This is a genomic window from Vulcanococcus limneticus LL (assembly GCF_002252705.1).
GTDB classification, from domain to species: Bacteria; Cyanobacteriota; Cyanobacteriia; order PCC-6307; family Cyanobiaceae; genus Vulcanococcus; species Vulcanococcus limneticus.
Map to the genome: position 1 here is coordinate 161,024 of NZ_NQLA01000004.1, position 24,760 is coordinate 185,783.

At 70.8% G+C, this 24,760-nt stretch carries 23 protein-coding genes; 16 read left to right on the plus strand and 7 right to left on the minus strand.

What is annotated here, in order from left to right; genetic code table 11:
- Positions 1 to 116: 116 nt before the first annotated feature.
- The 3 genes from gpmI to msrB are packed head-to-tail and all read left to right on the plus strand — an operon-like array spanning position 117 to position 2,461.
- Positions 117 to 1,691: a 2,3-bisphosphoglycerate-independent phosphoglycerate mutase gene (gene gpmI / locus CJZ98_RS04010; RefSeq protein ID WP_094588649.1), complete on the plus strand. Its 1,575-nt coding sequence runs from the start codon at positions 117 to 119 to the stop codon at positions 1,689 to 1,691.
- A gap of 24 nt (positions 1,692 to 1,715) precedes the next feature.
- Entirely contained in the window at positions 1,716 to 1,952 is a 237-nt protein-coding gene (gene secG / locus CJZ98_RS04015; RefSeq protein ID WP_094588569.1) for a preprotein translocase subunit SecG, read from the plus strand.
- Between the two features lie 29 nt (positions 1,953 to 1,981).
- Entirely contained in the window at positions 1,982 to 2,461 is a 480-nt protein-coding gene (gene msrB / locus CJZ98_RS04020) for a peptide-methionine (R)-S-oxide reductase MsrB (RefSeq protein ID WP_094588571.1), read from the plus strand.
- Positions 2,462 to 2,515: 54 nt separating this feature from the next.
- On the opposite strand, the gene CJZ98_RS04025 is transcribed toward msrB, so the two are convergent.
- Positions 2,516 to 3,820, minus strand: a complete 1,305-nt coding sequence (locus tag CJZ98_RS04025; protein WP_232756178.1) for an ammonium transporter — start codon at positions 3,818 to 3,820, stop codon at positions 2,516 to 2,518.
- 201 nt (positions 3,821 to 4,021) lie between these two features.
- Between CJZ98_RS04025 and CJZ98_RS18720 the strand changes: the two genes are divergently transcribed.
- Positions 4,022 to 4,216 carry a hypothetical protein gene (locus CJZ98_RS18720; protein ID WP_094588575.1) on the plus strand — a complete coding sequence of 65 codons (195 nt, stop codon included), beginning with the start codon at positions 4,022 to 4,024 and terminating at the stop codon, positions 4,214 to 4,216.
- 108 nt (positions 4,217 to 4,324) lie between these two features.
- Here the strand turns inward: CJZ98_RS18720 and groL are convergent, their stop codons facing one another.
- Both groL and groES read right to left on the minus strand, forming a co-directional pair.
- Positions 4,325 to 5,959 carry a chaperonin GroEL gene (gene groL / locus CJZ98_RS04035; RefSeq protein WP_094588577.1) on the minus strand — a complete coding sequence of 545 codons (1,635 nt, stop codon included), beginning with the start codon at positions 5,957 to 5,959 and terminating at the stop codon, positions 4,325 to 4,327.
- A gap of 83 nt (positions 5,960 to 6,042) precedes the next feature.
- Entirely contained in the window at positions 6,043 to 6,354 is a 312-nt protein-coding gene (gene groES / locus CJZ98_RS04040) for a co-chaperone GroES (RefSeq protein WP_094588579.1), read from the minus strand.
- Positions 6,355 to 6,670: 316 nt separating this feature from the next.
- Between groES and atpD the strand changes: the two genes are divergently transcribed.
- The 3 genes from atpD (at position 6,671) to CJZ98_RS04055 (ending at position 10,142) form a co-directional block, all read left to right on the plus strand.
- A complete protein-coding gene (atpD, locus tag CJZ98_RS04045; protein ID WP_094588581.1) occupies positions 6,671 to 8,137 on the plus strand; it encodes a F0F1 ATP synthase subunit beta in 1,467 nt (488 codons plus the stop codon).
- A gap of 49 nt (positions 8,138 to 8,186) precedes the next feature.
- Positions 8,187 to 8,594 carry an ATP synthase F1 subunit epsilon gene (gene atpC / locus CJZ98_RS04050; RefSeq protein ID WP_094588583.1) on the plus strand — a complete coding sequence of 136 codons (408 nt, stop codon included), beginning with the start codon at positions 8,187 to 8,189 and terminating at the stop codon, positions 8,592 to 8,594.
- 249 nt (positions 8,595 to 8,843) lie between these two features.
- Entirely contained in the window at positions 8,844 to 10,142 is a 1,299-nt protein-coding gene (locus CJZ98_RS04055) for a rhomboid family intramembrane serine protease (protein ID WP_232756179.1), read from the plus strand.
- Here CJZ98_RS04055 and CJZ98_RS04060 read toward each other — a convergent pair.
- A complete protein-coding gene (locus tag CJZ98_RS04060; protein WP_232756180.1) occupies positions 10,103 to 12,403 on the minus strand; it encodes a transglycosylase domain-containing protein in 2,301 nt (766 codons plus the stop codon). The two genes, CJZ98_RS04055 and CJZ98_RS04060, sit on opposite strands and share 40 nt — an antisense overlap.
- A 59-nt stretch (positions 12,404 to 12,462) precedes the next feature.
- Between CJZ98_RS04060 and CJZ98_RS04065 the strand changes: the two genes are divergently transcribed.
- The 6 genes from CJZ98_RS04065 to CJZ98_RS04090 all read left to right on the plus strand — a co-directional run bounded on the left by CJZ98_RS04065 (position 12,463) and on the right by CJZ98_RS04090 (position 18,413).
- A complete protein-coding gene (locus CJZ98_RS04065; protein WP_094588587.1) occupies positions 12,463 to 12,735 on the plus strand; it encodes a hypothetical protein in 273 nt (90 codons plus the stop codon).
- Positions 12,735 to 13,568: an FHA domain-containing protein gene (locus CJZ98_RS19315; protein WP_094588589.1), complete on the plus strand. Its 834-nt coding sequence runs from the start codon at positions 12,735 to 12,737 to the stop codon at positions 13,566 to 13,568. The genes CJZ98_RS04065 and CJZ98_RS19315 overlap by 1 nt, the downstream gene beginning before the upstream one ends.
- 31 nt (positions 13,569 to 13,599) lie before the next feature.
- Complete coding sequence (locus tag CJZ98_RS04075) at positions 13,600 to 14,946, plus strand: protein kinase domain-containing protein (protein ID WP_094588591.1); 1,347 nt, start codon at positions 13,600 to 13,602, stop codon at positions 14,944 to 14,946.
- A gap of 76 nt (positions 14,947 to 15,022) precedes the next feature.
- Positions 15,023 to 15,811 (plus strand): vWA domain-containing protein, encoded by a 789-nt coding sequence (locus CJZ98_RS04080; RefSeq protein WP_094588593.1) that lies wholly within the window; start codon positions 15,023 to 15,025, stop codon positions 15,809 to 15,811.
- Positions 15,808 to 17,370, plus strand: a complete 1,563-nt coding sequence (locus CJZ98_RS04085) for a protein phosphatase 2C domain-containing protein (RefSeq protein ID WP_198537469.1) — start codon at positions 15,808 to 15,810, stop codon at positions 17,368 to 17,370. The genes CJZ98_RS04080 and CJZ98_RS04085 overlap by 4 nt, the downstream gene beginning before the upstream one ends.
- Complete coding sequence (locus CJZ98_RS04090; protein WP_094588597.1) at positions 17,367 to 18,413, plus strand: hypothetical protein; 1,047 nt, start codon at positions 17,367 to 17,369, stop codon at positions 18,411 to 18,413. The genes CJZ98_RS04085 and CJZ98_RS04090 overlap by 4 nt, the downstream gene beginning before the upstream one ends.
- A gap of 112 nt (positions 18,414 to 18,525) precedes the next feature.
- Here the strand turns inward: CJZ98_RS04090 and CJZ98_RS04095 are convergent, their stop codons facing one another.
- Positions 18,526 to 19,011: a 30S ribosomal protein PSRP-3 gene (locus CJZ98_RS04095; protein ID WP_094588599.1), complete on the minus strand. Its 486-nt coding sequence runs from the start codon at positions 19,009 to 19,011 to the stop codon at positions 18,526 to 18,528.
- A 115-nt stretch (positions 19,012 to 19,126) separates the two neighbouring features.
- Between CJZ98_RS04095 and CJZ98_RS04100 the strand changes: the two genes are divergently transcribed.
- Positions 19,127 to 19,930: a TIGR01548 family HAD-type hydrolase gene (locus tag CJZ98_RS04100; RefSeq protein WP_255082198.1), complete on the plus strand. Its 804-nt coding sequence runs from the start codon at positions 19,127 to 19,129 to the stop codon at positions 19,928 to 19,930.
- A gap of 16 nt (positions 19,931 to 19,946) precedes the next feature.
- Here CJZ98_RS04100 and CJZ98_RS04105 read toward each other — a convergent pair whose 3' ends face one another.
- Together CJZ98_RS04105 and CJZ98_RS04110 are read right to left on the minus strand one after the other, a co-directional pair.
- Entirely contained in the window at positions 19,947 to 21,086 is a 1,140-nt protein-coding gene (locus CJZ98_RS04105; protein WP_198537470.1) for a ligand-gated ion channel, read from the minus strand.
- 71 nt (positions 21,087 to 21,157) lie between these two features.
- A complete protein-coding gene (locus CJZ98_RS04110; protein WP_094588603.1) occupies positions 21,158 to 22,477 on the minus strand; it encodes an aminopeptidase P N-terminal domain-containing protein in 1,320 nt (439 codons plus the stop codon).
- An 83-nt stretch (positions 22,478 to 22,560) separates the two neighbouring features.
- On the opposite strand from CJZ98_RS04110, the gene CJZ98_RS04115 reads away from it, so the two are divergent.
- Together CJZ98_RS04115 and CJZ98_RS04120 are read left to right on the plus strand one after the other, a co-directional pair.
- The gene (locus tag CJZ98_RS04115) at positions 22,561 to 23,583 is read left to right on the plus strand and encodes a CNNM domain-containing protein (protein ID WP_094588605.1); all 1,023 of its coding nucleotides are present in this window, start codon (positions 22,561 to 22,563) and stop codon (positions 23,581 to 23,583) included.
- Positions 23,580 to 24,760: DUF697 domain-containing protein (locus CJZ98_RS04120; RefSeq protein WP_094588607.1), on the plus strand; the 1,181-nt coding region annotated here is incomplete at its 3' end. The genes CJZ98_RS04115 and CJZ98_RS04120, both read left to right, overlap by 4 nt.

The window sequence follows — 24,760 nt, forward strand, 5'->3', positions numbered from 1 at the left end:
TTCCCCATGACGGGGCTCCTGCCGGCGAGGCCCCCCAGGCCGTGGATGCCGGCCTGCCCCAGGTGGGCGGATCCTGTTCCACAGCCAGCTTCGTGAGTCACCCCCCCGTGGCCCCGGTGGTGCTCGCCATCCTCGATGGATGGGGCTACCGCCACGACGCCGACCACAACGCGATCCGCGCCGCCGACACTCCGGTGATGGATGCGCTCTGGCACGCTTACCCCCACACCCTGATCCAGGCCAGTGGCGCCGATGTGGGCCTGCCGGACGACCAGATGGGCAACTCCGAGGTGGGCCACCTCACCATCGGGGCGGGCCGGATCATCCGCCAGGAGCTGGTGCGGATCAGCAAGGCCGTCAAGGACGGCAGTCTGGCCGAGAACCCCGGCCTGAACGCCCTGGCCGACCGACTGCTGGCCAGCGGCAACACCCTGCACCTGATCGGGCTCTGCTCGGACGGTGGCGTCCACAGCCACATCGAGCACCTGGGCGGGCTGCTGCGCTGGGCGGCCGGCCGCGGCCTGGACGACGTGGCGATCCACGTGGTCACCGATGGCCGCGACACGACCACCCAGAGCGCCCCGGGCTTTCTGGCCACGATCGAGCGCCAGATCGCCGAAGCCGGCGTGGGCCGGATCGCCACGATCTGCGGCCGCTACTGGGCCATGGACCGCGACAACCGCTGGGATCGCACCGAGAAGGCCTACCGGCTGCTCACCGAGCCGGGCGAGGTCACGTCCCTCGACCCCCTGCAGGTGCTGGAGGCCTCCTACGCCGAGGGCATCACCGACGAGTTCCTTGAGCCGGTGCGGCTGGCCCCTGGCCACCTCAAAGGCGGCGACGGGCTTGTGTGCTTCAACTTCCGCCCCGACCGGGTGCGGCAGCTGGTCCGGGCCTTGGTGCTTCCCGATTTCGATGCCTTCCCCCGCGAGCGCATCGCCGACCTCGATCTGGTGACCTTCACCCAGTACGAGGCAGGCCTGCCAGTGGTGGTGGCCTTCCCGCCCGAGCCCCTGGATGGCCTGCTGGGGGAAGTGGTGGCGGCCCATGGCCTGCGCCAGTTCCGCACCGCCGAAACCGAGAAATACCCCCACGTCACCTACTTCATGAACGGGGGCATCGAGCAGCCATTCCCCGGCGAAGACCGGCACCTGGTGCCATCGCCGCGGGTGGCCACCTATGACCAGGCCCCGGCCATGTCGGCTGAGCAGCTCACCGACAACTGCATCGCCGCCATCGCCAAGGGCATCTACTCCCTGGTGGTGATCAACTACGCCAACCCGGACATGGTTGGGCACACAGGCCAGATGGAGGCGACGGTGAGTGCGATCGGCACGGTGGATCGCTGCGTGGGCCGCCTGGTGGAAGCCGCCAATCGCATGGGCGGCACCCTGCTGATCACCGCCGACCACGGCAACGCCGAACTGATGGAGGGCCCGGATGGGCGCGCCTGGACGGCCCACACCACCAACCCGGTGCCGCTGATCCTGGTGGAGGGCGAGAAGCGCAAGCTGCCCGGCCACGGCACCAACGTCCAGCTGCGCGACGGTGGCGGCCTGGCCGACATTGCCCCGACCCTGCTCGAGATCCTGGGCCTGCCCCAGCCACCTCGCATGACCGGCCAGTCGCTGGTGCTGCCCATCGGCGCGCCGGTCGCCCACAGCCGCGTCCCCCAGACCCTCGGGGTCTGAGCCCCAGCGCCCTAGGCTGCCGCCATGCTTCAAACCGTCTTCACCTGGATCTGGCTGGCCAGCGGCGTGCTGCTGGTGGTGACCGTGCTGCTGCACAGTCCCAAGGGCGATGGCATGGGCGGATTGGCCAGTAGCGGCGGCTCCATGTTCAGCAGCGCCCGCAGCGCCGAGAACACCCTCAACCGCGTCAGCTGGACTCTCCTCGCCACCTTCCTCGGCCTGGCTGTGGCCCTGAGCGCCGGCTGGTTCAAGGGCGCCTGAATCCCGTCAGCACCAACCGCCCCAGACCGATGACCCGACGTGGCCTGCTCGCCGCCCTCACGGCTGCCGTGGCTCCCCTGCTGGGGGGGCGTCCCGCAGAAGCGGCCTCCAAGGCGGCCGATCCGGCCTGGCAACTGAGTGAGGCCGAGTGGAAACAGCGCCTCGGTGCCGCCGCCTACGAGGTGCTGCGGCGCGAGGGCACCGAGCGTCCCTTCAGCAGTCCTCTCAACCAGGAGAAGCGGGCCGGCACGTTCCTGTGCGCCGGATGCCGGCTGCCCCTGTTCAGCTCCAAGGCCAAGTACGACAGCGGCACCGGCTGGCCCAGCTTCTGGCAGCCCCTGCCCAATGCGGTGGCCACCAGAGTCGACTTCAAGCTGATCGTGCCCCGCACCGAATACCATTGCCGCCGCTGCGGCGGCCACCAGGGCCACGTGTTCGACGACGGCCCCAGGCCCACCGGCAAGCGCTACTGCAACAACGGCGTGGCCCTCGCCTTCGATCCGGCCTGACGAGTCACCCCAACCGCAGGTCAAGGCTCAGGAAGATGACCCTGGAGCTGACCATCAGCTGGTGAACTCGCTGTTGTAGGCCTCCTCTCCGTGGGCGTTGATATCCACCCCCTGGCGCTCCTCCGCATCCGTGACGCGCAGCGGGATCACCAGCCGCAGCAGGGCAAGCAGGGCATAGGTTCCCACCCCCACCCACAGCACGGTGAAGCCCACCGCCTGGAGCTGGATCCACAGCTGGTCCAGCCGCCCGGCGATCAGACCGTCGGCACCGGCCGGATTGAGGCTGCGCAAGGTGAACACCCCGGTGAGCAGGGTGCCCAGCAGACCCGCCATCCCATGCACCGGTAGCACGTCCAGGGTGTCATCGAGCCGCAGGCGCAGCTTGAGCTGCAGGGCCCAGCTGCACAGCGCTGCGGCGGCAAAGCCGATCAGCACCGCCGCCAGCGGGCTCACAAAGCCGGCGGCGGGCGTGATCGCCACCAGGCCGGCCACGGCGCCGGTGGCCACACCGACTGCCGTGGGCTTGCCGCGCTGCCAGGTCTCGATCAGCATCCAGCCCAGGGCCGCCGCGGCGCCTGCGGTATTGGTGGTGAGGCAGGCCAGGGAGGCCAGATTGCCCGCCACCAGGCCACTGCCACCGTTGAAGCCGAACCAGCCGAACCAGAGCAGGCCGGCCCCCATCAGGATGAAGGGCACGTTGTGGGGCGGAGCCCCGTGGTCGGGGTAGGTGCGGCGCCGGCCCACCACCACCGCCGCCACGGCCGCCGCAACCCCGGAGGCCAGCTCCACCACCAGACCGCCGGCAAAGTCGAGGGCCCCAAGGCCATCGGGGCCGAGGAATCCCCCTGGCCCCCACACCATGTGGGCCAAGGGGATATAGATCAGCGTGCTCCAGAACAGTAGAAACAGGATCCAGGCCCGGAAGTTCATCCGCTCCACCACAGCCCCCGAGATCAGGGCAGGCGTGATGATCGCAAAGCTGGCCTGGAACAGCGCCACGGCGCCGTGGCTGATCTGACCGTCGCCATAGGGGGCCGACCAGTTGCTCAGGCCCGCCCACGCCAACCCACCAATGAAGGGAGCCAGGGGGCCCGAACCGGGGGAAAAGGCCAGGCTGTAGCCGAACAGTACCCACAGCACGCTCATCAGGGCCATGGCACTGGAGCTCATCACCATGGTGTTGAGCACGTTGCGGCTGCGCACGAAGCCCGCATAGAAGAGGGCCAGCGCCGGCGTCATCATCAGCACGAGGGCGGCGCTGACGAGTACGAAGCCGTTGTTGGCACTGCGCAGTGCAGCGGCGGCCTCGGCCATCGGGGTCGCCGCCGCCAACAGGATCGACGCAGCCGGAACGGGCAAGGGAACTCAGACAGCACGGGCGACACCCTGAGGCGCCACAGGGGCCCAGCCGGTAGCCGTTACTACGGAACGGAGTCGAAACGGTAGGAACCGCGACAAAGTGCTGGTTGCCGCGACACCCGAGGGGGCCATGCGCTGACTGGACTCGGTGGGCAGTGCCTGTTGATCGCAGCAGGTCATGCTCGGGTCCATGGGGCCCTGGTGACAGAGGCGGACAAGGCCAACCCCAAGGCCTACGTTGAACTGAAACCCGACACTGCCCGGATGCGAAACCTGCTCCCCCTTGTGCTGCTGCTGGCGAGCCTGGCCTCCACCGGTGCGGCAGGCGCCTGCGAGCGTCATCTGCAGGGACACCAGAACAGCTCCGACACCAACAGCGAGGCCACTCAGCGCTGAGCACGGCCACCCCCAGGCGGCCAGGGGACTGCAAGAAAAAAGCGCCCCCTTGGGGGCGCCTGGGAGGGGATCCGAGGATCCCCGAAAGCCACTGGTCCGTGGGGACGATCAGTAGTCGAAGTCGCCGCCGCCCATGCCGCCGCCGGCAGGAGCTGCTTCTTTCTTCTCAGGCAGATCGGCCACGATGCACTCGGTGGTGAGCACCATGCCGGCAATCGAGGCGGCGTTCTGCAGGCCGGAGCGGGTCACCTTGGCGGGATCCACGATGCCGGCGGCCAGCATGTCGACGTACTCGCCGGTGGCGGCGTTGTAGCCCTCGTTGAAGGGCTTGTTCTTGACGTGCTCGGCCACCACAGCGCCGTTCACACCGGCGTTCTCAGCGATGCGCTTGAGGGGCGCGGTGAGGGCGGAAGCCACGATCTGGGCACCGATGAGCTCTTCGCCGGAGAGGTTGGCGGCGGCCCACTCCTCGAGGGCGGGAGCCAGGTGGGCCAGGGTGGTGCCACCACCAGGAACGATGCCCTCTTCAACGGCCGCCTTGGTGGCGTTGATGGCATCTTCCAGGCGCAGCTTCTTGTCCTTCATCTCGGTCTCGGTGGCGGCACCCACCTTGACCACGGCCACACCGCCGCTCAGCTTGGCCAGACGCTCCTGCAGCTTCTCCTTGTCGTAGGAGGAGTCGGTCTCGTCGATCTGCTTGCGGATCTGCTCCACCCGGGCCTTGACGGCCGCCTCGTTGCCTTCGGCCACGATGGTGGTGGTGTCCTTGTTGATGGTGATGCGGCGGGCGGTGCCCAGCATCTCCAGCTTGGTGTTCTCGAGCTTGAGGCCGGCGTCCTCAGTGATCAGCTGACCGTTGGTGAGAACGGCGATGTCCTCGAGCATGGCCTTGCGGCGATCACCGAAGCCAGGAGCCTTCACGGCGGCCACGTTGAGCACGCCACGCAGGCGATTCACCACCAGGGTGGCGAGGGCTTCCTTCTCGATATCCTCGGCGATGATCAGCAGGGGCTTGCCGGTGCGGGCGATCTGCTCGAGCACGGGCACCAGGTCCTGCACCAGGCCGATCTTCTTGTCGGTGAGCAGGATGTAGGGCTCCTCGAGCACCGCTTCCATGCGCTCGGTGTCGGTGGCGAAGTAGGGCGAGATGTAGCCCTTGTCGAAGCGCATGCCCTCGGTGACCTCCAGCTCGGTGGTCATCGACTTCCCTTCTTCCAGGGAGATCACGCCCTCTTTGCCGACCTTGTCCATCGCGTCGGCGATCATGCGGCCCACCTCTTCGTCGTTGCCGGCGGAGATGGTGCCCACCTGGGCGATGGCGTTGCTGTCGCTGATCGGCTTAGCGTGCTCCTTGATCTTGCCGACCAGGAACTCGGAGGCCTTGTCGATGCCCTTCTTGAGGGTGATGGCGTTGGCACCGGCGGCCACGTTGCGCAGGCCGGCCTTGACCATGGCGTGGGCCAGGACGGTGGCGGTGGTGGTGCCGTCACCGGCGGCGTCGTTGGTCTTGGAAGCGGCCTGACGGATCAGGGCCACACCGGTGTTCTCGATGTGGTCTTCCAGCTCGATCTCCTTGGCGATCGTGACGCCGTCGTTGATGATCTGGGGGGCACCGAACTTCTTCTCCAGCACCACGTTGCGACCCTTGGGACCCAGGGTGACAGCAACGGCTTCGGCCAGGGTGTCGATGCCTTTCTCGAGGGCGCGGCGAGCCTGCTCGTTATAGATAATGCGCTTGGCCATGGGAGGCGAATCTCTGTGGGTAGGGGTTAAACGGTCTGATCTGGACTGATCTGGACTGGTCTGATTTCAGGGCGGACCCTGGCTCAGTTCACGACGGCCAGGATGTCCTTCTCGGAGAGCAGCACGTACTCGTCGCTGCCCAGCTTGATGTCGGTGCCGGCGTACTTGCTATAGAGCACCTTGTCTCCGATGCTCACTTCGGGGGCCTGGCGGGTGCCGTCGTCGTTGCGCTTGCCGGGGCCAATCTGCACCACCTCGCCCACCTGGGGCTTCTCCTTGGCGGTGTCGGGCAGAAGAATGCCGCCGGCGGTCTTCTCCTCGGACTCGGACACCTTGATGAAGATGCGGTCGCCGAGGGGCTTGACGGTGGAAACGCTGAGGGAAACAGCAGCCATGGATGGATTTCGGAAAGGGTTGCGAAGCCATTGGCATGGCGCCAAAGACGCCACAGGAAGCCGCTCCTGATGCCGATCTGGCACTCGAAGCCGCTGAGTGCCAACCTATGGGAGCGGGGTCAGCCGGGCAATCCGGGCGCTGTGCGGTTGACCGAACAGCCGGGGGCGGTCCGGGGTCGTGGGCTCCCGGACGCCGCCCAGGCAGCCGGCTCCAGCCAGGCCGCTCCAGCAGCTGGGGTTCCCTCGCAGTGGTAAGGTTGCGCCGCTTCGGGCGGGATTGGTTCCCGCTGCGCGTCCTCCGCGACCCTCCTTACATATGGCTGCTGCTGCTCCTGCCGCTTCCGGCACCAAGGGAATCATCCGTCAGGTGATCGGCCCGGTGCTGGACGTGGAATTTCCCGCCGGCAAGCTGCCCAGGATCTACAACGCCCTCCGCATTGAGGGCAAAAATTCGGCTGGCCAGAACGTGGCCCTGACCGCCGAGGTGCAGCAGCTGCTGGGTGACCACCGCGTGCGCGCCGTGGCCATGAGCACCACCGACGGCCTCGTGCGGGGCATGGAAGCCCTCGACACCGGTGCTCCGATCTCCGTGCCCGTGGGTGAAGCCACCCTCGGCCGCATCTTCAACGTGCTCGGCGAGCCCGTCGACGAGAAGGGTCCGGTGAGCACCGACCTGACCGCTCCCATCCACCGCGAAGCGCCCAAGCTCACCGAGCTCGAGACCAAGCCCAAGGTGTTCGAGACCGGCATCAAGGTGATCGACCTGCTGGCTCCCTACCGCCAGGGCGGCAAGGTGGGCCTGTTCGGTGGCGCCGGCGTGGGCAAGACCGTGCTCATCCAGGAGCTGATCAACAACATCGCCAAGGAGCACGGCGGCGTGTCCGTGTTCGCCGGCGTGGGCGAGCGCACCCGCGAAGGCAATGACCTCTACGAGGAATTCAAGGAATCCGGAGTGATCAACTCCGAGGACCTCTCCAAGTCGAAGGTGGCCCTCTGCTACGGCCAGATGAACGAGCCCCCCGGCGCCCGCATGCGCGTGGGCCTGTCGGCTCTCACCATGGCCGAGCACTTCCGCGACGTGAACAAGCAGGACGTGCTGCTGTTCGTGGACAACATCTTCCGCTTCGTGCAGGCCGGCTCCGAAGTGTCCGCCCTGCTGGGCCGCATGCCCTCCGCCGTGGGCTACCAGCCCACCCTCGGCACCGACGTGGGCGCCCTCCAGGAGCGCATCACCTCCACCCTTGAGGGTTCGATCACCTCGATCCAGGCCGTCTACGTGCCCGCCGACGACCTGACCGACCCCGCTCCCGCCACCACCTTCGCCCACCTGGACGCCACCACGGTGCTGAGCCGCGGCCTGGCCTCCAAGGGCATCTACCCGGCCGTGGATCCCCTGGATTCCACCAGCACCATGCTGCAGCCGGCTGTGGTGGGCGATGAGCACTACCGCACCGCCCGCGCCGTGCAGGCCACCCTGCAGCGCTACAAGGAACTGCAGGACATCATCGCGATCCTGGGTCTGGACGAACTCTCCGAGGACGACCGCCGCACCGTGGATCGCGCCCGCAAGATCGAGAAGTTCCTCTCCCAGCCCTTCTTCGTGGCCGAGATCTTCACCGGTCAGAAGGGTGAATACGTGAAGCTGGAGGAAACCATCACCGGCTTCAACCAGATCCTCGCCGGTGAACTTGATGATCTGCCGGAGGCCGCCTTCTACCTCGTCGGCAACATCGACCAGGTGAAGGCCAAGGCCGCCAAGATCCTCGCCGAGGCCAAGGGCTGATCAGGCACTGCGCCGCCCTACTCCCCCCGCCTGCTGATCTCCCCCGCCCATGACCCTCACCCTCCGCGTTCTGGCCCCTGATCAGAGCGTCTTCGACGGCAGCGCCGACGAAGTGATCCTTCCCAGCACCACCGGCCAGCTCGGCATCCTCACCGGGCACGTCTCCCTCCTGACCGCCCTTGACACGGGCGTGCTGCGGGTGCGTGAGGGCAATGCCTGGACGGCGATCGCCGTGCTCGGTGGCTTCGCCGAGGTGGAAGCCGATGAGGTGACCGTGCTGGTCAACGGCGGTGAGCTGGGCAACAGCATCGATGCCGGCACCGCGGCCGCCGAGTTCGACCGGGCCCAGCAGGCCGCAGCCGCCTTCGAGGGGCAGCCCGCCAGCACCGAGAAGGTGAAGGCCCAGCAGGAACTGGCCCGCGCCCGCGCCCGACAGCAAGCCACCCTGGCGAGCTGAGGAGCCATACCCCCAGTCTTAGCTGGGGCCCCTGTGTTGCCCCCGGCATGGGCCCCATCTTCGTCACCGCCCGTTGGGCGGAATACGAAGATGGGGCCCATGCCGGGGGCTTTTTGGTGGGCATGGGTGGGCAGGTCGGAGGGTATGTGGCCGTGGGTGAGAGTTGGGGCCTGGCGCTTGGGGGGTGACTCCTAAGCTCGGTCCGCAGGGGCTGGGGTGATGGGGACGGGGCGGGACTTGGGGCTTCAGGTGAGGGGCTGGCTGGAGGCTGGTGTACTCGATCTGGACAACGGCACCGCCCTGGCGAACCGGCTGATTGATGGGCTCGGAGCCGAGGTGTGGCTGAGCGGACCGGTGCGGGATCTGGCGGCCCAGCCGCTGCTACGCCAGGTGTTGCGGCAGCGGGGCGGGGCCCAGCGCTCTGCTCTGGAGAGCCTCAGGCAGCAGCTGGAGCGCACCTATGCACCGCGGGTGCTGGCGGAGCTGCTGGAGCTGCTGGAGGCGGCCAGTGGTGTGCCGCTTGGCCTGGTAGCTCCCGAGGCGCTGCCGGTTGACCAGCCCACACCCGTGGCGCAGACCACGGCCCGTGGTCAGGGGTCTCAGGGCCATGCACCTCCTGTCCCAGGCCCAGGCAGCCCGCACGGTCCAACCGCGCCTGAGGCCGAATTCGGGGACCTGGGCCTGGCGGGGACGGACCCGCCCCTGGGCGATTCCCTGGCCGTGGCCGGACCCCGCGGTGGCCTGAGGGCACCACGCCCTGCCGCACTCACGGGGCCGGCGGACCTGAGGGCGCTGGCCCGCCAGCTGCGGCCCCTGGGGCCTGGCCTGGCCCTGGCCTTCGCCCTGGCCCTGGTGTGGTGGTGGGCGGCGCTGGAACTCGACCGGCGCCTGTTCGATGGCTGGGGCTGGAGTGGTGGGGTGGTGCTGGTCCTGGTGCTCGGCCTACTCCAGGCCCTGGCCCTGGGGCCCCTCAAGGCAACCCGGCGCCAGTGGCCCCTGGAGCAGGCCGATGCCCCCAATCCCCATGAGGCCTGGCGCTGGCTCACGGCCCCCTGGATCCACCACGACCAGCGCGAGGCGGTGCTGAACCTGCTGATGCTGCTGGTGCTGCTGGGGCCCTCACCCCTGCCCCTGGCCGATGTGGTGCTGCGCTACGTCCTCACCAGCCTGGCCACCCTGGCACTGGCCCTGCTGGTGGCCCAGCGGCGCACCCCCGAAGGGCGCTGGGATGGGGCCTCCGGGGCGATCAGTGCCCTGATCGGCCTGGGCACGGCCGCCAGCCTGCTGCACTGGCGCGCCCTGGATTACCCCATCGGCCGGCTAGGCTTCGGCATTCCGGCCTGGGTGCTTCTGGTGCTCTACGGCGCCCTGCAGCTGGCCTGGGTGCTGCCGCGCCGCAGCGCCCAGGACGACAGCCGGCCGCTCGATCGGCTGCTCAGCAGCCAGTGGTGGTGGGGCCTGGTGCTGGGGGTCGGCTGGGCCCTGGTGAGCCGCGGCGGCGAGCTGCTTCAGGCCGCGGCGCGGGCGCGGGCCACAGCCCCCATGTAGCGGCCCCACAGCTCGGCCACCACCGCTCCGCTGGCGGCCTCGGCCGGACGGTTGTCGTCGTTGCCCATCCAGATCGCGGTGAGGATCCCCAGCGCCGGCGAGTAGCCGATGAACACCACATCCACGCCGTTGTTGGTGGTTCCGGTCTTGCCGCGGGCATCGGCCACCACCGCGGCGGCCCTGCCGGTGCCGCGCTGCACCACGCCGGCCATCAGGCGATCCATCACGGCGGCCTGCTCCGCCGGCACCAGCTGGCGCGTCGCCTCCCCCACCGGCACCGTCACCCCGCGCTGGGGACAGGTGCTGAGGCTGTAGATCGACTGGCAGATCCCCAGGTCGTAGATCCTGCTGACGCCATGCATCGGCACCGAGCGACCGCCGTTGGCCACCACCGCATAGGCCCGTGCCAGCTCGTAGAGCAGGGTCTCGCGGCCCCCGAGCACCGTGTTGAAGTCCTGGTCCAGGGGGGTGGAGATGCCGAGGCGGCGGGCCTCGGCGATCACCTGGCGCAGGCCCACCCGCTCGGCCAGGCGCAGGGCCACCACGTTTTCCGAGAAGGCGAAGCCATCGGCCACGCTGACCGCACCGCCGCCATGGCGGCAGCCCGCCACGTAGGCCAGTGGCGCGCAGGAGATCGGCTCCTCCGGCTGCACGCCGGCGGCGAGGGCCGCCAGGAAGGTGAACAGCTTGAAGGCCGAGCCTGGCTGGCGCAGGGCCTGCACCCGATCGAAGCTGGAGCGGGAGTAATCGCCCCCGCCCACGTAGGCCAGGATGTCGCCGCTCTGATAGTCGAGGCTGATCAGGGCGCCCTGGGTGAGGCCCAGCCGGGCCGCCGGCCCCTCCAGGAAGCGCTGCAGTTGTTGCTGGGCCAGGGCCTGCAGCTTCGGATCGATCGTGCTCACCACCAGGTAGTTGCCGCCAGCGTCCTGGCCACTGAGATCGAGGCCGAAGCGGGTGCCCTCCAGCTCACCCACCACGTAGTCGCTGAAGAAGGGATAGCTGGAGAAGGTGGAGTCGCGGCAGGCGGAGGGGTCGATGTTCAGGGGCCGGCGCTGGGCATCCACCAGCTGCTGGTCGCCCAGGAAACCCTGCTCGTGCATCAGCTTGAGCACCAGGTTGCGCCGCTCGCGTCCGGCGCCGGGATCCTTGGGGTTGCAGGGGCTGTAGCCATTGGGGTTGGGCAGCAGCCCCACCAGGAACGCCGCCTCGGCCGCATCCAGCTGGGCCGCGGACTTGCGGAAGTAGAGCCGCGCCGCCTGCTCGAAGCCCTCACTGCCCAGGCCCAGGTAGGCCCGATCCAGATACATCTTGAGGATGCGGTTCTTGCTGAAGCCCACCTCCAGCTGCAGCGCCACCCACAGCTCCCGCAGCTTGCGGGTGAGGCTGTAGTCGTTACCGACCTCGGGGTAATAGAGGCGGGCGACCTGCTGGGTGAGGCCGCTGCCGCCACCACTGCGCCGCACCAGGGAGCGCAGGGTGCCGAACAGGTCAAGGCCGCTGTTCCAGCCGAAGCGCGCCTCCTCCGAGGCGATCAGGGCCTGGCGCAGGGCCAGCGGGTACGACTCCAGGCTGGGCAGGGCCGTGGCGGAGCCCTCCTTGGCATCGATCTGCTGACCGCTGGCCGCCACGATCTTCACCGGGCCGGAGATGCTGCGGATCTTCGAGCCACCGCCGATCGAGGCCGCCACCAGCAGGCCGCCCACCAGCAGGCCCGAGCCCAGCAGCGCCCCCACCCCGGCCAGGTGCAGGGCCTGCTCCAGGCCGCTGCGGGGATGGCTGTAGCGCAGCTGGGCCGCCTCGGCCTTGAGGGGTGAGCCCAGCTGGATCACATCGCCGTGGCGCAGGCCGATGGCGCGGACGCGGCGGTCGCGGTGGAACAGGCCGTTGGCGGAGTTGAAGTCCTCCAGACGGAAGTCGCGGTCGCTGGGGCGGTCCTGCTCCAGGATCGCGTGCACCCGGCTGAGGTTCTGGGCCGGGGCGTGGAGTTCACAGGCCGGATCGCGGCCGATGCGCAGACGCTGGCCGGGCTCCAGGGGCAGGGCCGCCAGGCGCTGCTCACCCATCCACAGCTCCACCGTGGCCCGGCTCTCCTGCAGCCGGTGCCAGGCCGCCCGCATGGCGGTGGGACGCGCCGCCAGATCGCCTTGGGCGAGGGCCCGCAGCAGCTCCAGCCAGAGAGCGCGACGGCTGGGGAGGGGCGGCGCAGGCTGGGCCTGCAGGGCCGGGTCGGACTGAGGCGGATCCCCTGGGGTCTGCGGCACGGGCAGGGCGTTCGGGAGCGGCCTCGCCATAGGCTACGGCGAGCGAGGGCGGTGAGCCGGTGCAGCGCCAGCGGGACCCCTGGGAGCCCTTCCGCCTGTGGCTGGCGCTGACGATCGGCCTGTACGCCGTGCGGGCCAGCTTCGCCTGGACCTGGCCCGGGGCAATCCCCGGCTGGGTGCTGCTGGCGATGGTGCTGGGGGGCCTGGCCCTGGCCAGCCGGGCCCTGCTGTTCCCGGGCCGGGTAACCCCCTACCGGGAGGGCGATGCCGGCTGGTGGGCCGACCTGCGCGACGACTGGCGCCTGTGGTGGCGTCGCCGGGGGCGGAACTGATGGCGGGCTCCCCCAGCGGCATCCCCCCTGCCGGCGCACGCCTGAGCAAACAGGACGATCCCACCAAGGCGGTGCGGCTCCATCCCCAGCGGCCGCTCACGATCGGCCGGGACGCCAGCTGTGGCCTGTGCCTGCCCCAGGAGGCGGGCCTGTCGCGCCGCCACGCCGCCGTGCGCCTGGAGGCGGGCAGCGGCCGCTGGCTGGTGGAGGACCTCGGCAGCGCCAACGGCACCTATGTGAACGGCCAGCGCATCGGCACCGGCCATCCCCTCGCCGATGGCGATGCAATCCAATTGGGTCGCAGCGGTCCGGTGCTGCTGTTCCAGTTGGAGCCCGTGGGGGGGGCGGTCCCGGCCACCTCGCTGCGCACTGGACCAGCGGCCCCATCCGCCGGCGAGAGGACACCCAGGCAGCGGCCAACCAGCCCTCAAGCCCAGCCCGAGGCGTCCCCCACCCGCCAACCCCAGCCCCCCGCTAGCCCCGCTCCCCCGGCGAGCCCCGCCACCAGCCTGGAGGTCGCCGGCGAGCGGATCCCGATCCCCCAGATCCGCTCGGCCGCGGTGCGCAGCCAGCCGGTCCATCCCCACCTGTTCAGCTGGTGGGTGCTGGTGTGTCTGGGGGGACTGCTGCTGCTGCCCGTGCCGGTGCTGTTCTGGCCCCTGCAGATCGGCGCCCTGGTGGCGGCGGTGCTGCTGGGGTCGCGCAAGCAACACACCCTGGTGGTGGTGCTGCACGACGGCACCGCCCGCCGCCGTGCCTTCGCCAACCGACTCACGGCGCTCTCGCACCGCAACGGAATCCGCAAGGCCATCGGCCAGAGTCTGGAGGCCTGAACCGGTCCGCACCCCACGGCCCGCCCCCACCGTGACCTGGATCCTGCCGCCGGGCACCAGCCTCCGCTGTGAGGGCCTCAACGCGCCACTGCAGGTGCTGCGCGGACTGGGGGGCGGCACCCAGGGCCAGGTGTACGAGGTGGAGCTGGCCGGCGAGCGACTAGCGCTGAAGTGGTACTTGCCGGCCTGCATCGCCCGGGATCCGCGCCTGCCGCTGCGCCTGGCCGAGAGCATCCGCGCCACCGCTCCCAACGACGACTTCCTCTGGCCGATCGCCCTGCTGCGCCCCGAGCTGGAGAGCGCGGCGCTGATCCGCAGCCGCGAACCGGGATTCGGCTACCTGATGGATCTGCGACCGCCGGGTTACGTGGGGGCCCATGAGCATGTGGGCGGCCACCTGGCGATCAGCCTTCGCAACGTGCTGCGGGCGGGCTTCTTCCTGGCGGATGCCTTCCACGCCCTGCACCTGCGGGGCCTCTGTTACAAGGACATCTCCCTGGGCAACCTGTTCCTGGAGCCGGCCAGCGGCCGCATCCTGATCTGCGACAACGACAACGTGGATGTGGACGGCCAGGACCCAGGCAGCGTGCTGGGCACGCCGGGGTTCATGGCGCCGGAGGTGCTGCTGGGCCAGGCCCGACCCGGGGCCAACAGCGATCTGTTTTCCCTGGCGGTGCTGCTGTTCCGGCTGCTCACCCGCCACGATCCGCTGCGGGGCCAGCTGGAGCTGGCGATCCGCTGCCTGGATGAGCCGGCCCGCCGCAAGCTCTATGGCGAGGACCCGGTATTCATCTTCGATCCGGCCGACGCGCGCAACCGTCCCGATCCGATCGAGCACGCCGCGGCCCTGCTCACCTGGCCCATCTATCCCGAGGGGCTCAAGGCCCTGTTCGAGCAGAGCTTCTGCCGCGGCCTCAGACAGCCGGGCCAGCGGGCCCTCACCGGCCAGTGGCGCCGCGCCCTGGCCGCCGCCCTCGACCAGCGCCAGCTCTGCCCCAGCTGCGGCCAGGAGACCTTCCCGGAGCCAGGCTCCAGCGGAACCAGCTGCTGGAACTGCGGCACTGCGCTGCCCGCTCCCCTGCGCCTGCAGCTGCCCCATGGCCAGGTGATCGCGGCGCCGGAGAACGCCCTGCATCCCCACCACTTCGATCCGCTGCTGGAGGAGGACCTGCGCCGGCCCCTGGCGCAGGTGGAGGCCCACCCCAGCGACGCCGGGGTGCTGGGCCTGCGCAACCTCACAGGCGAGCGCTGGATCGCCGTACTGGGCAGCGGCGAACGGGTGCCGCTGGAGCCAGGCCGCACCTGCAACCTGGCGCCGGTGCGGGCGCTCATCACCCCGGCCGGCCCGATCGCCGTGCTCCACCCGGGACGCCCATGACCGGGGAAAGGCAGAGGGGTGCGACGCTGAGGAGCGCAACGCCGGTTCCCTGAGCGCCGCGCGCCCGTGACGCCCGATGCCCTTCCCGAACGTCCGCCTGGCCAACCGGCCGCTGCACTTCATTTACCTCTGCGACTGCTCGGGCTCAATGGCGGCCCAGGGCAAGATGCAGGCCCTCAACCAGGCGATCCGTCAATCGCTGCCGGGCATGGCCGAGGTGGCCCGCCAGAACCCCGAGGCGCGGGTGCTGGTGCGGGCCGTGAGCTTCGCGGATCGGGCCAGCTGGCACATCGCCCAGCCCACACCGGTGGAGCAGCTGCAGTGGGTGGACCTGCAGGCCGGCGGCGTGACCGCCATGGGCGAGGCCCTGGAGCTGGTGGCGGCGGAGCTGCGCTCGCCGCCGATGGAGGAGCGGGCCCTGCCGCCGGTGCTGGTGCTGATCTCCGACGGCCAGCCCACCGACGACTTCGAGGCGGGGCTGCGGTCCCTGCTGCGCCAGCCCTGGGCCCAGAAGGCTGTGCGCCTGGCGATCGCCATGGGCCATGACGCCGATCTGGAGGTGCTGCAGCAGTTCATCGGCAGCGATCCCGGCGCCGGCGGTGGCTTGCCGGCGGGCGAGGTGCCCGGGGCCAGTGGCCAGGCCCCCCGGCACCGGCCAGGCAAGTCGCCGCGGCGGCCCCTGCAGGCCAGCAACGCCACCGCCCTGGCCCAGTACATCCAGTGGGCCTCCACCGCCGTGGTGGGGGCCGCCTCGATGCCGGCCAGCCGGGTGGCGGGGGCCACTGCGGACGGCAACATCCCGTTGCCGGATCTGCCGCCCACCGTGATGGATCCCACCGACGACGTGGGCCCCCTGGTGTGGTGAGCTCCGGGGCCAGCCCAGCTCCCACCGCGGCGCTGCACTGCAGCCGCATCGGCGCGGCCCACCGGCGTCAGGGGCGACCCTGCCAGGACTTCTCCCTCAGCCACCGCTGCCACAACGCCGCCGGCGAACCCGTGCTGGTGCTGGCGGTGGCCGATGGCCACGGGGGCGCTCGCTATCGGCGCAGCGAGCGGGGCAGCCGCCTGGCCTGCGAGCTGGCGATCGCGGAGGTGGAGCGGGCCATGGGGCCGCGGGCAACCGATGAACAGCGCCAGGCCGGCCAAGGCGCGATCGCAGCGGACAGCGCCGACCTGGCGCACTGGCGCCGGTGGCTGGCCCAGGAGTTGCCGGAGGCCATCCACCGCCTCTGGCTGGAAGCCATCGCGGCCGACTGGGAGCGGGATCCGGAAGGAGCGGATCCATGCAGACCGGATCCCTACAGCCTGGCTACCACCAGCCCGGCCGCCGTGGCCGAAGCCCCGGAGGGCGGCTGCGCGGAGGGCTTCTCACCCCTCAGCTACGGCACCACCCTGGGGCTGGTGGTGATCGGCCCGCGCTGGTGGGGTCACACCGGCCTGGGGGACTGGGATCTGGTGCGGGTCGAGGCGGCGGGCGGCGGCGCCAGCCTGATCAGCGAGGAGCCGGCGGAGCTGGCGGCCGGCGAGGCCACCTGCAGCCTGTGCCAGCGGCAGGCGGCCCGCCTGTTCGCCCCCCGCAGCGGCCTCTACCCGCGCCGCGAGGGGGAGGCCTTCGCCCTGGTGCTGAGCAGCGATGGGATCCGCAAGTCCTGCGCCACCGATGCCGACTTCCTGGCCCTGGCCGCCCACCTGGCCGCCACCCCCGCCGGCGAGAGCGAGCTGCTGGAGAGCGCCCTGGATCAGATCAGCCGCGAGGGCAGCGGCGACGACGTGAGCGTGGCCATCGCCCAGCTGGGGGTGGCGCCGCCGGACCGGGCGCAGAACCAGGATCGGCAGATCCAACCCAGCCAGGCTGCCGCCGCTCCGGAGCCGCCAGGATCAGGGCACTGGCGTGGGCGCTACCCAGTCCTGCTGCTGGCCCTTGGGGCCGCAGTGGCCCTGGGGCTGGCCCTGCCCAGGCTGGTCCCCAGCTCCAGGTTCACCGACCAGGACCCGCCCGCTGCACCCACCCCGGCGACGATCCCCCCGCCCACTCCCGGCCCCAGCCCGGCCGAACTGCCTCTGGAGCTCCAGGCCCGGCTGCGGCGCAGCATCGCCCAGCTCTGCGCCAGTCCCGCCAGCATCCGCGCCAGCCTGAAGCAGCGCAAGAGCCAGAGCGCCGGGCTGGCCACAGGCCGGCTCCAGGCCCGGCAGCTTCAGCGCAATGCCGCCACCGATCCGCTCGGGGCCCTGCTCGGCACGGCCTTCCTGGCCCGGGAGCCTCAGCCGACGCTCCGGCCGCTCCAGGCCCTGGGCGCCTGCCCGGAGCTGGAGGCGGCCCTGGCCGCGACCTGGCCGGCCGGACCGGCGGACAGGAGGATGGGACCACTGCCCGCCCATGCCGGTCCCGCCGGCTCCAGCCGGCCCACGGCCCCACCGCCATGAACGACTACCAGCTCGGCGCGGCCCTGCGCACCCAGGTCATCCAGGACCGCCAGCGCGGCCTTCCGGTGGAGGGGCGGCGGCTGCAGGCGCTGGTGGGCGATCTGGGCGGCGCCGAGCAGGCCGCCCTGCTGCCGGCCCTGCGCTACCTGGTGTTCTGTCCCGCCTTCCACAGCGCGGCAAGCCAGGCCGAGCCCCTGGCGGATCCGCGGCTACTGACGCGACTGATGCAGGAACTGCAGGAGGTATTCACCCCGGCCATCTGCCAGCGGATGCAGGCGGTGGTCCAGGGGCTGCTGGGCCTGCCCACCCCGCCGATCGCAGGTGCAGCAGCGGTCGTCGCCCCAGCGCCAGTGCCGGCCCCCGCGCCGGAGCCAGCCAGCCTGGTGGCGCTGCCGCTGCCGCTCGACGATCCGCGCCCGCCCACGCCGGACCAGGCCCTGGCGCTGCTGGCGGCCAACCGCAGCGGCGCCGGCGGGGGTGGCAGCCGCTCCCTGGTGGTGGTGCTCTCCTTCCTCTGTGGCGGCCTGCTGGTGGGGCTGCTGAGCCTGCTGGTGTTCATGCAGTTGGCCGGCCGCCGCCAGCCCCAGCTCGGCGCCAGCGAGACCCCCTCACCCGTGCCCGTGGCCCAGCCGGTGGCCCCACCGGCGACCCCGACCCTGCCGGAACCCGAGCCCAGTCCGCCCACCACCCAGGAGGCGGCCAGCAGCGGCGCCGCCAACCTGAATCAGGCCATCTCCCGGGTGCAGGAGCTCTACGGCGCCCTCTCCAGCAAGAACTACGACGCCGCCCGCGGTTTCTTTGCTGGAGCCGCGGCCGACCAGTTCGATCCCAGCTTCTTCAACCAGTTCGAGCGGGTGAGCGTCGGCGAGCTGCGGGAGAGCGGCCGCAGCGGCAGCACGCTCACCCTGGATGGCCAGGTGACCTTCCTCTACCCGGATGGCACCAGCCAGCTGGAAACCCGCAGTTTCACCGTGGACACGGCAACAACCCCGGCGGTGATCACCAACAGCACCTTTGGCCAGGTGCTCAGGTCCCGCCAGTGAGGGCCATGAAAAAGGCCCCCTTGCGGGGGCTGGTGGGCGCCTTGGGAGACTGGATCGGACCAGCCGGCGCCGCATCTGGGCTGCGGCAGGCGAGCCGGTGGGGTGCCCGGACTCAGGCGGTCCCGCAGAAGGTGACGTCGGGGAACTTGAGCTTGGCCTCATCGAGGCTCTTGCCCTTGCCCTCCTCCTGCCAGTAGTTGATCACCTCGGTGGCCTTGTTGAGGATCTCGACGCGCTCGTTGTCGGTGATCCAGCTCTTGCCCTCGAGCTCGGTCTTCAGGGTTTCCCAGGCGTCTTCCCGGGGCCAGAAGAAGTAGGCGGTGAGGGGGCTGGGGCCGCCGCCCACGATCTGGTCCACGGCCAGAGCCACGTTGTCGGGCAGCCAGAGGATCTTCAGCAGGAAGCGGCCCTCATCGGCCTTGGGGGTGCGGCCGGAGGGAACGCCGTTCTCGTCGATGGTGGCGGTGGCCAGGGCAGCGCTGGCACCACGCAGCACCGGACGGCCTTCGGTGGTGTCCTCAGCGGCCTGGTTCAGCTCAGGTGCCGCCGTGGCCAGGGCGCTCTCAGCGCTCTCGGTGCTCATGGTTTCAGCGCTCAAGGCTTAGACACAAACAACTAACCTACCAGCCGCCGTGGCCCCTGCTCTGACGTCCAGCTCACCGGCCAGCCTGCCCGTCAGCCCGTCCGCCAGCGGGGGGCCCGCCGCCGTTCTGCTGTTCGACATCGACGGCGTCATCCGCGATGTGGGCGCCAGCTACCGCCGCGCCATCGTGGAGACGGTGCACCATTTCGGCGGCCAGCGGCCGGATGCGGCGGCGATCGATGCCCTCAAGGCCGAGGGCCGCTGGAACAACGACTGGGAGGCCTCGCTTGAGCTGCTGCGCCGCGGCGGTCTGAGCCAGCCCGGCCGCAGCCCCCTGCCGACCTTGGCGGCCCTGGTGACGGTGTTCAACGGCTTCTACTTCGGCGGCGACCCCGACGGTGATCCGGCCGTCTGGAGGGGATTCATCGGCCAGGAGCCGCTGCTGGTGGACCGACCGTTCTTCGAAGCCCTGAGCGCCATCGGCGTGGCCTGGGGCTTCGTGAGCGGCGCGGAGCCGCCGTCGGCCCGATTCGTGCTGGAGGCCCGCCTGGGCCTGGCCGATCCACCCCTGATCGCCATGGGCGACGCGCCCGACAAGCCCGATCCCACCGGCCTGCTGCGCCTGGCCCGGGAGCTGGCCGGCCCCCTGGGGCCCGCTGCGCCGCCGGTGGCCTACCTGGGCGACACCGTGGCCGACGTGCTCACCGTGGAGCGGGCCCGGGAGCAGCAGCCCAGCCAGCGCTTCCTCAGCCTGGCGGTGGCACCGCCCCACCTGCACCAGGCGGGCCGGGAAGCCGAGCGGACCCACTACGAGGCCCAGCTCCTGGCCGCTGGGGCGGATGCCGTGATTCCCTCCACCGATCAGGTGGCTCAGCGGCTGGTTCAGCACCTGTCCGCCAGCAGCGGCGGCAGCCAGCCAGGCCAGCACCTCTGAGGCGGACCCCCGACCCTCAGAGAAGCCAGACCAGCAGGCCCACCAGCACCAGGCCCACGATCGCGGTCACCTGAAAGACCAGATCGATCCGGTTGATCCTCGCCACCACGGACACCACCTGCTCCGCTGGAACATTGGCGCAGGCGTTATTGCCCCACAGAAACAGGAAGAACAGCGCCATCGTCACCAGATAGGCGTAGGCATAGAGCCAGTCGAGAAACGTGAGGTAGCTCAGGGCAGGCAGGCTCGCCTTGTAGGCCTGCTGCAGGAAGATCAGAGTGAGCAGGGCCGTCGTGGGGATCGCAACCCGCACATCGCCCAGCCGCCCCTCCAGCGACGGCGCCGCGAACACGATGGCCAGCACGATGAGCAACGGCAGCACATAGGTGATGAAACTGGCTACCCCATCCGTGTCCAGATGAGCCACAGCGCTGATGGTCGAGAAGTCGAGATCGCCCCTGTCCCGCCCCCAGGAGGTGCCATAGGCATGCAGCAGCGGCACGAGTTCAGCCGAGTGGAGATGGAAGCCGTCCACCACCGAGTAGGCGCCGAGCAGGGCGCCGGGCTTGGCATCGGGCACCAGCACCACCGGCCTCTCCTGCATCGCAAACTGGTCGGGACCGACCTCCAGCACAATCGGCAGGGTGATTTGATCAAAGGGAGAATCCTTGAAGCTGAGGTACGGGATATAGAACGACCCTGAAAAGCGCACCTGGTAGCGATACCACCCTGAAGGCAGCCTGCTCACGTCCCCATAGGGCTTCAAGACGGCGTCATATTCGTCGACCAGATTCGACAGCTCCACCAGATCGGCGGCGGGCAGCTTGGCCTCAGCGAGCAGGTCCTGCAACGGCTGCTGCCATTCCAGCCAGTAATACCCCTCGGCCTTGAAGGTTCGCTGCGCGAGGGAGAGGCCATGCAAGTTCTTGATGTAAATCCCGGTCTTCACGGGCATCGCTCCGGTCTGGGCGATGAGCGCCTGGGGATCGACCCGCCGGACCCGATCCGTCGGCGGCGGGCTCGGGGTCCGCGGGGCGCCCCGAAGGGAACCGCTGTCGGATCCCGCGGGGTGGAGGGCGAGGGCCAGCACCAGGGCAAGCACCGCCAGCGCCAGCCCGATCAGACCCGCACGCCGTAGCCGTCGCATCCCGCCCACGCCTGTCCGCTGCTGGGGCTCTGACACTGGCAGGTCAGGCATCCCCTAAGCCGGCCTGGAGCGCCTCTGGCTCAGCGCTCCAGGGCCGCCGGCGCCTTGAGGGCCGCCGCCGTGAGGTTCTCGTGCCCACGCTCGGTCACCGCCACGTCGTCTTCGATGCGGATGCCGATGCCCTTCCAGCGCTCGGCGATGACCGGCTGCCCCTCGGGCACCGGCAGCCGGTCGCTCACGTAGAGACCTGGCTCCACCGTGAGCACCATGCCCGGCTCCAGGGCCACGTGGTGCTCACCCAGGCGATAGGCACCCACGTCGTGCACGTCGAGGCCGAGCCAGTGGCCGGTGCGGTGCATGTAGAGGTGGCGGTAGGCGCCCCGCTCGATGATCCCGCCGGGATCACCCACCAGCAGCCCCAGCTCCAGAAGGCCCTCCACCAAGACGCGCACGGCCGTGTCGTGCACCCCCTCGGCGGTGGCGCCGGGCCGCACCGCCGCCACCGCCGCCTCCTGGGCCGCCAGCACCAGCTCGTAGAGAGCCCGCTGCTCACCCGTGAAACGGCCGTTCACCGGGAACGTGCGGGTGATGTCGCCGTTGTAGTAGTCGGCCAGGGAGCAGCCGGCATCGATCAGCAGCAGATCGCCGTCGCGCAGCTCAGCGCTATTGGCCGTGTAGTGCAGCACGCAGGCGTTGTCGCCGCCGGCGACGATCGAGCCGTAGGCCGGCCCGCGGGCGCCCTGCTCGAGGAAGTGCTGCTCGATCACCGCCTGCACCTGGCGCTCCCCCAGCCCCGGCCGCACCACCTCCCGGGCCAGCTCGTGGGCGGCCGCCGAGATGCGGGCCGCCTCCCGCAGCCGCTCCAGCTCTTCCGGACCCTTGCGCAGCCGCAGTGCGTGCAGCAAAGGGCAGGGGGCCACCAGACCCAGGGCGGCCGTGCCGCTGCGGGGGGCGCGATCGAGCTGGCCGGCCCAGGCCTGCAGCACCAGCGGCTCCACCGCGGGGTGGCGGCCCACCCGGAAGGCGATGCCCTCGGCCCCCTTGAGGTAGTCGCCCAGGCGCTGGGCCAGCTCGCTGCGGGGGTGGGCCAGGTCGGCGCCGAAGCGCTCCACGGCCCCCTCGCAGCCCCAGCGGCGCCCGTTCCACACCTCTGCGGTGGGATCCTTCGGCTCCACGAAGAGCACGAAGGGGTTCTCCGGGCAGTGGGGCAGGAACAGCGCCACCGCATCGGGCTCATCAAAGCCGGTGAGATACCAGAAGTCGCTGTTCTGACGGAACGGGTACTCCACGTCGGCGTGGTGCGTCACCAACGGGGCCGCCGGAATCACCGCCGCCGCACCGCCGAGGCGCTCCAGAAAGCGGGCACGGCGGGCGGCAAAGGTCTCGGGCCCGATCAGCATGGGCAGCGGCGCAGGGGCTGAGCGCGACGATGGCACAGCCGCTTCAATACGTGCGGCTTGAATAGCGGGATGACCCCACGGCGATGAATGAGCTGATCGGCCTGGCGGCCCTGGTGGCGCTGATCCTGGTGGGCTCCGCCGTCTGCTCCGGAGTGGAGGCCGCCCTGCTCACCGCCAATCCGCTGCGGGTGCATGAGCTGGCGGGTCGGCCCCAGCCGCCGCGGGGGGCCCGCAGCCTGCAGCAACTCAAGAACCGCATGGGCCGGGCCCTGGCGGTGCTGGTGATCGCCAACAACGGCTTCAACATCTTCGGCAGCCTGATGCTGGGCGGCTACGCGGCCCAGGTGTTCGAGAAGCTGGGGATGCGGGGGATCGTGCTGCCGCTGTTCTCGGTGGGGCTCACGGTGCTGGTGATCCTGCTGGGCGAGATCCTGCCCAAGGCCCTGGGCAGCCGCCTGGCCCTGCCGGTGTCGCTGGCCAGCGCCGCGGCGGTGTCGCTGCTGCTGAAGCTGATGCTGCCGCTGGTGCTGGTGCTGGAGCGGCTGATGCCGGCGATCACGGCCGAGAACGAGCTCACCACCGACGAGGAGGAGATCCGGCTGCTGGCGCGGCTCGGGTCCCAGAAGGGCCAGATCGAGGCCGATGAGGCCGCCATGATCGGCAAGGTGTTCCAGCTCAACGACCTCACCGCCCGCGACCTGATGGTGCCGCGGGTCTCGGCCCCGACCCTGCCGGGCCTGGCGGAACTCCACACGGTGCGCGACACGCTGCTGCAGTCCGGAGCCAGCTCCTGGGTGGTGCTTGGCCAGGAGGTGGACGAGGTGCTGGGGGTGGCCAGCCTCGATGTGCTGCTGGCGGCCCTGGTGCGCGGCGAGGGCAGCAGCACGGTGGCCCAGCACAGCGAGACGGTGGAATTCGTGCCGGAGATGATCCGTGCCGACCGGCTGCTCACCGCCTTCCGCCGCCGCAGCCACGCCCAGCGGGTGGTGGTGGATGAATTCGGGGGATTCGTGGGGGTGATCGGCGCCGAGGCCGTGCTGGCGGTGCTGGCGGGCTGGTGGCGCCGCCCCCAGAGCGGTAAGCCGCTGGAGCCCATCAGCCCATGACGCCCAGCCCGCCCCCCGTGGCCGAGCGCTGCCGGCTGCTGCTGGAGCAGTGGCGGGCTGAGCTGGCCCTGACGGCCCGGGAGCGCTCGGGGCTGGCCCCGGAGCTTCAGGCCCTGGAGGGGCAGCTGCAGGCCCTGGAGCGGCGCCTCCTGCGGGTGGCCGTGTTCGGACGGGTGGGGGTGGGCAAGTCGAGCCTGCTCAACGCCCTGCTCGGGGAGGCCACCTTCGCCACGGACGTGGCCCACGGCTGCACCCGCCGCCAGCAGCGGGCCCGCTGGCCTGTGGCGATCCCGGGCCTGGCGGCGGTGGAGCTGGTGGACACCCCCGGCATCGACGAGATCGCCGCCCGGGCCCGCCAGCGCCTGGCGGCCCGGGTGGCCCTCGGCGCCGACCTGGTGCTGCTGGTGCTCGATGGCGACCTGACCACGCCGGAGGCCGAGGCCCTGGAGCTGCTGCTGGCCAGCGGCAAGCCCCTGCTGCTGGTGCTGAACCGGATCGACTGCTGGCCGGAGGCGGAGCACGACGCCCTGCTGGCCAGCATCCGCCGCCGCCTGCCGGCCAGCGCCCGCCACCTGGAGCTGCTGGCGGTGGCCTCGGCGCCCCGCCGGCCCGAACTGCTCGCCGACGGACGGGTGCGCAGCGTGGCCGGCGCCCCCCGGATCGAGCCGCTGCGGCAGCAGCTCACCGCCCTGCTGGAGGGCAGCGGCGAGCTGCTGCTGGGCCTCAATGCCCTGCGCGCCGCCGATCGCTTCCAGCAGAGCCTGCAGCGCTGGCGGCTGCGCCAGGGGCGGGCCGCGGCCCAGGGGCTGATCGGCCGCTTCGCCGCCCTGAAGGCCACGGGGGTGGCCGCCAATCCGCTGCTGCTGCTGGATCTGGCCGGCGGCCTGGCCCTGGACACGGCCCTGGTGCTGCAGCTCTGCCAGCTCTATGGCCTGCCGATGGGGGGCGCCGGGGCCCGGGCGTTGCTGGTGCGGCTCTCGGCCCAGAACGCCCTGCTGGGGGGCGCCCAGCTGGGGATCCAGCTCGTGCTGGGGGGCATCCGCCAGCTGCTGGTGCTGGCGGCGCCCCTGAGCGGCGGCCTCAGCCTGGCGCCGGCGGCGCCGGTGGCCCTGGCCCAGGCGGCCCTGGCGGTGCACACCACCCGCCTCACCGGCCGGCTCGCGGCGGCGGAGCTGCT

Coding starts and splice junctions, on each gene's coding strand:
- secG (WP_094588569.1), top strand. CDS start 1,716: ATGCTTCAAACCGTCTTCACCTGGATCTGGCTGGCCAGCGGCGTGCTG.
- msrB (WP_094588571.1), top strand. CDS start 1,982: ATGACCCGACGTGGCCTGCTCGCCGCCCTCACGGCTGCCGTGGCTCCC.
- groL (WP_094588577.1), bottom strand. CDS start 5,959: ATGGCCAAGCGCATTATCTATAACGAGCAGGCTCGCCGCGCCCTCGAG.
- groES (WP_094588579.1), bottom strand. CDS start 6,354: ATGGCTGCTGTTTCCCTCAGCGTTTCCACCGTCAAGCCCCTCGGCGAC.
- atpD (WP_094588581.1), top strand. CDS start 6,671: ATGGCTGCTGCTGCTCCTGCCGCTTCCGGCACCAAGGGAATCATCCGT.
- atpC (WP_094588583.1), top strand. CDS start 8,187: ATGACCCTCACCCTCCGCGTTCTGGCCCCTGATCAGAGCGTCTTCGAC.
- CJZ98_RS19315 (WP_094588589.1), top strand. CDS start 12,735: ATGGCGGGCTCCCCCAGCGGCATCCCCCCTGCCGGCGCACGCCTGAGC.
- CJZ98_RS04080 (WP_094588593.1), top strand. CDS start 15,023: ATGCCCTTCCCGAACGTCCGCCTGGCCAACCGGCCGCTGCACTTCATT.
- CJZ98_RS04090 (WP_094588597.1), top strand. CDS start 17,367: ATGAACGACTACCAGCTCGGCGCGGCCCTGCGCACCCAGGTCATCCAG.
- CJZ98_RS04110 (WP_094588603.1), bottom strand. CDS start 22,477: ATGCTGATCGGGCCCGAGACCTTTGCCGCCCGCCGTGCCCGCTTTCTG.
- CJZ98_RS04115 (WP_094588605.1), top strand. CDS start 22,561: ATGAATGAGCTGATCGGCCTGGCGGCCCTGGTGGCGCTGATCCTGGTG.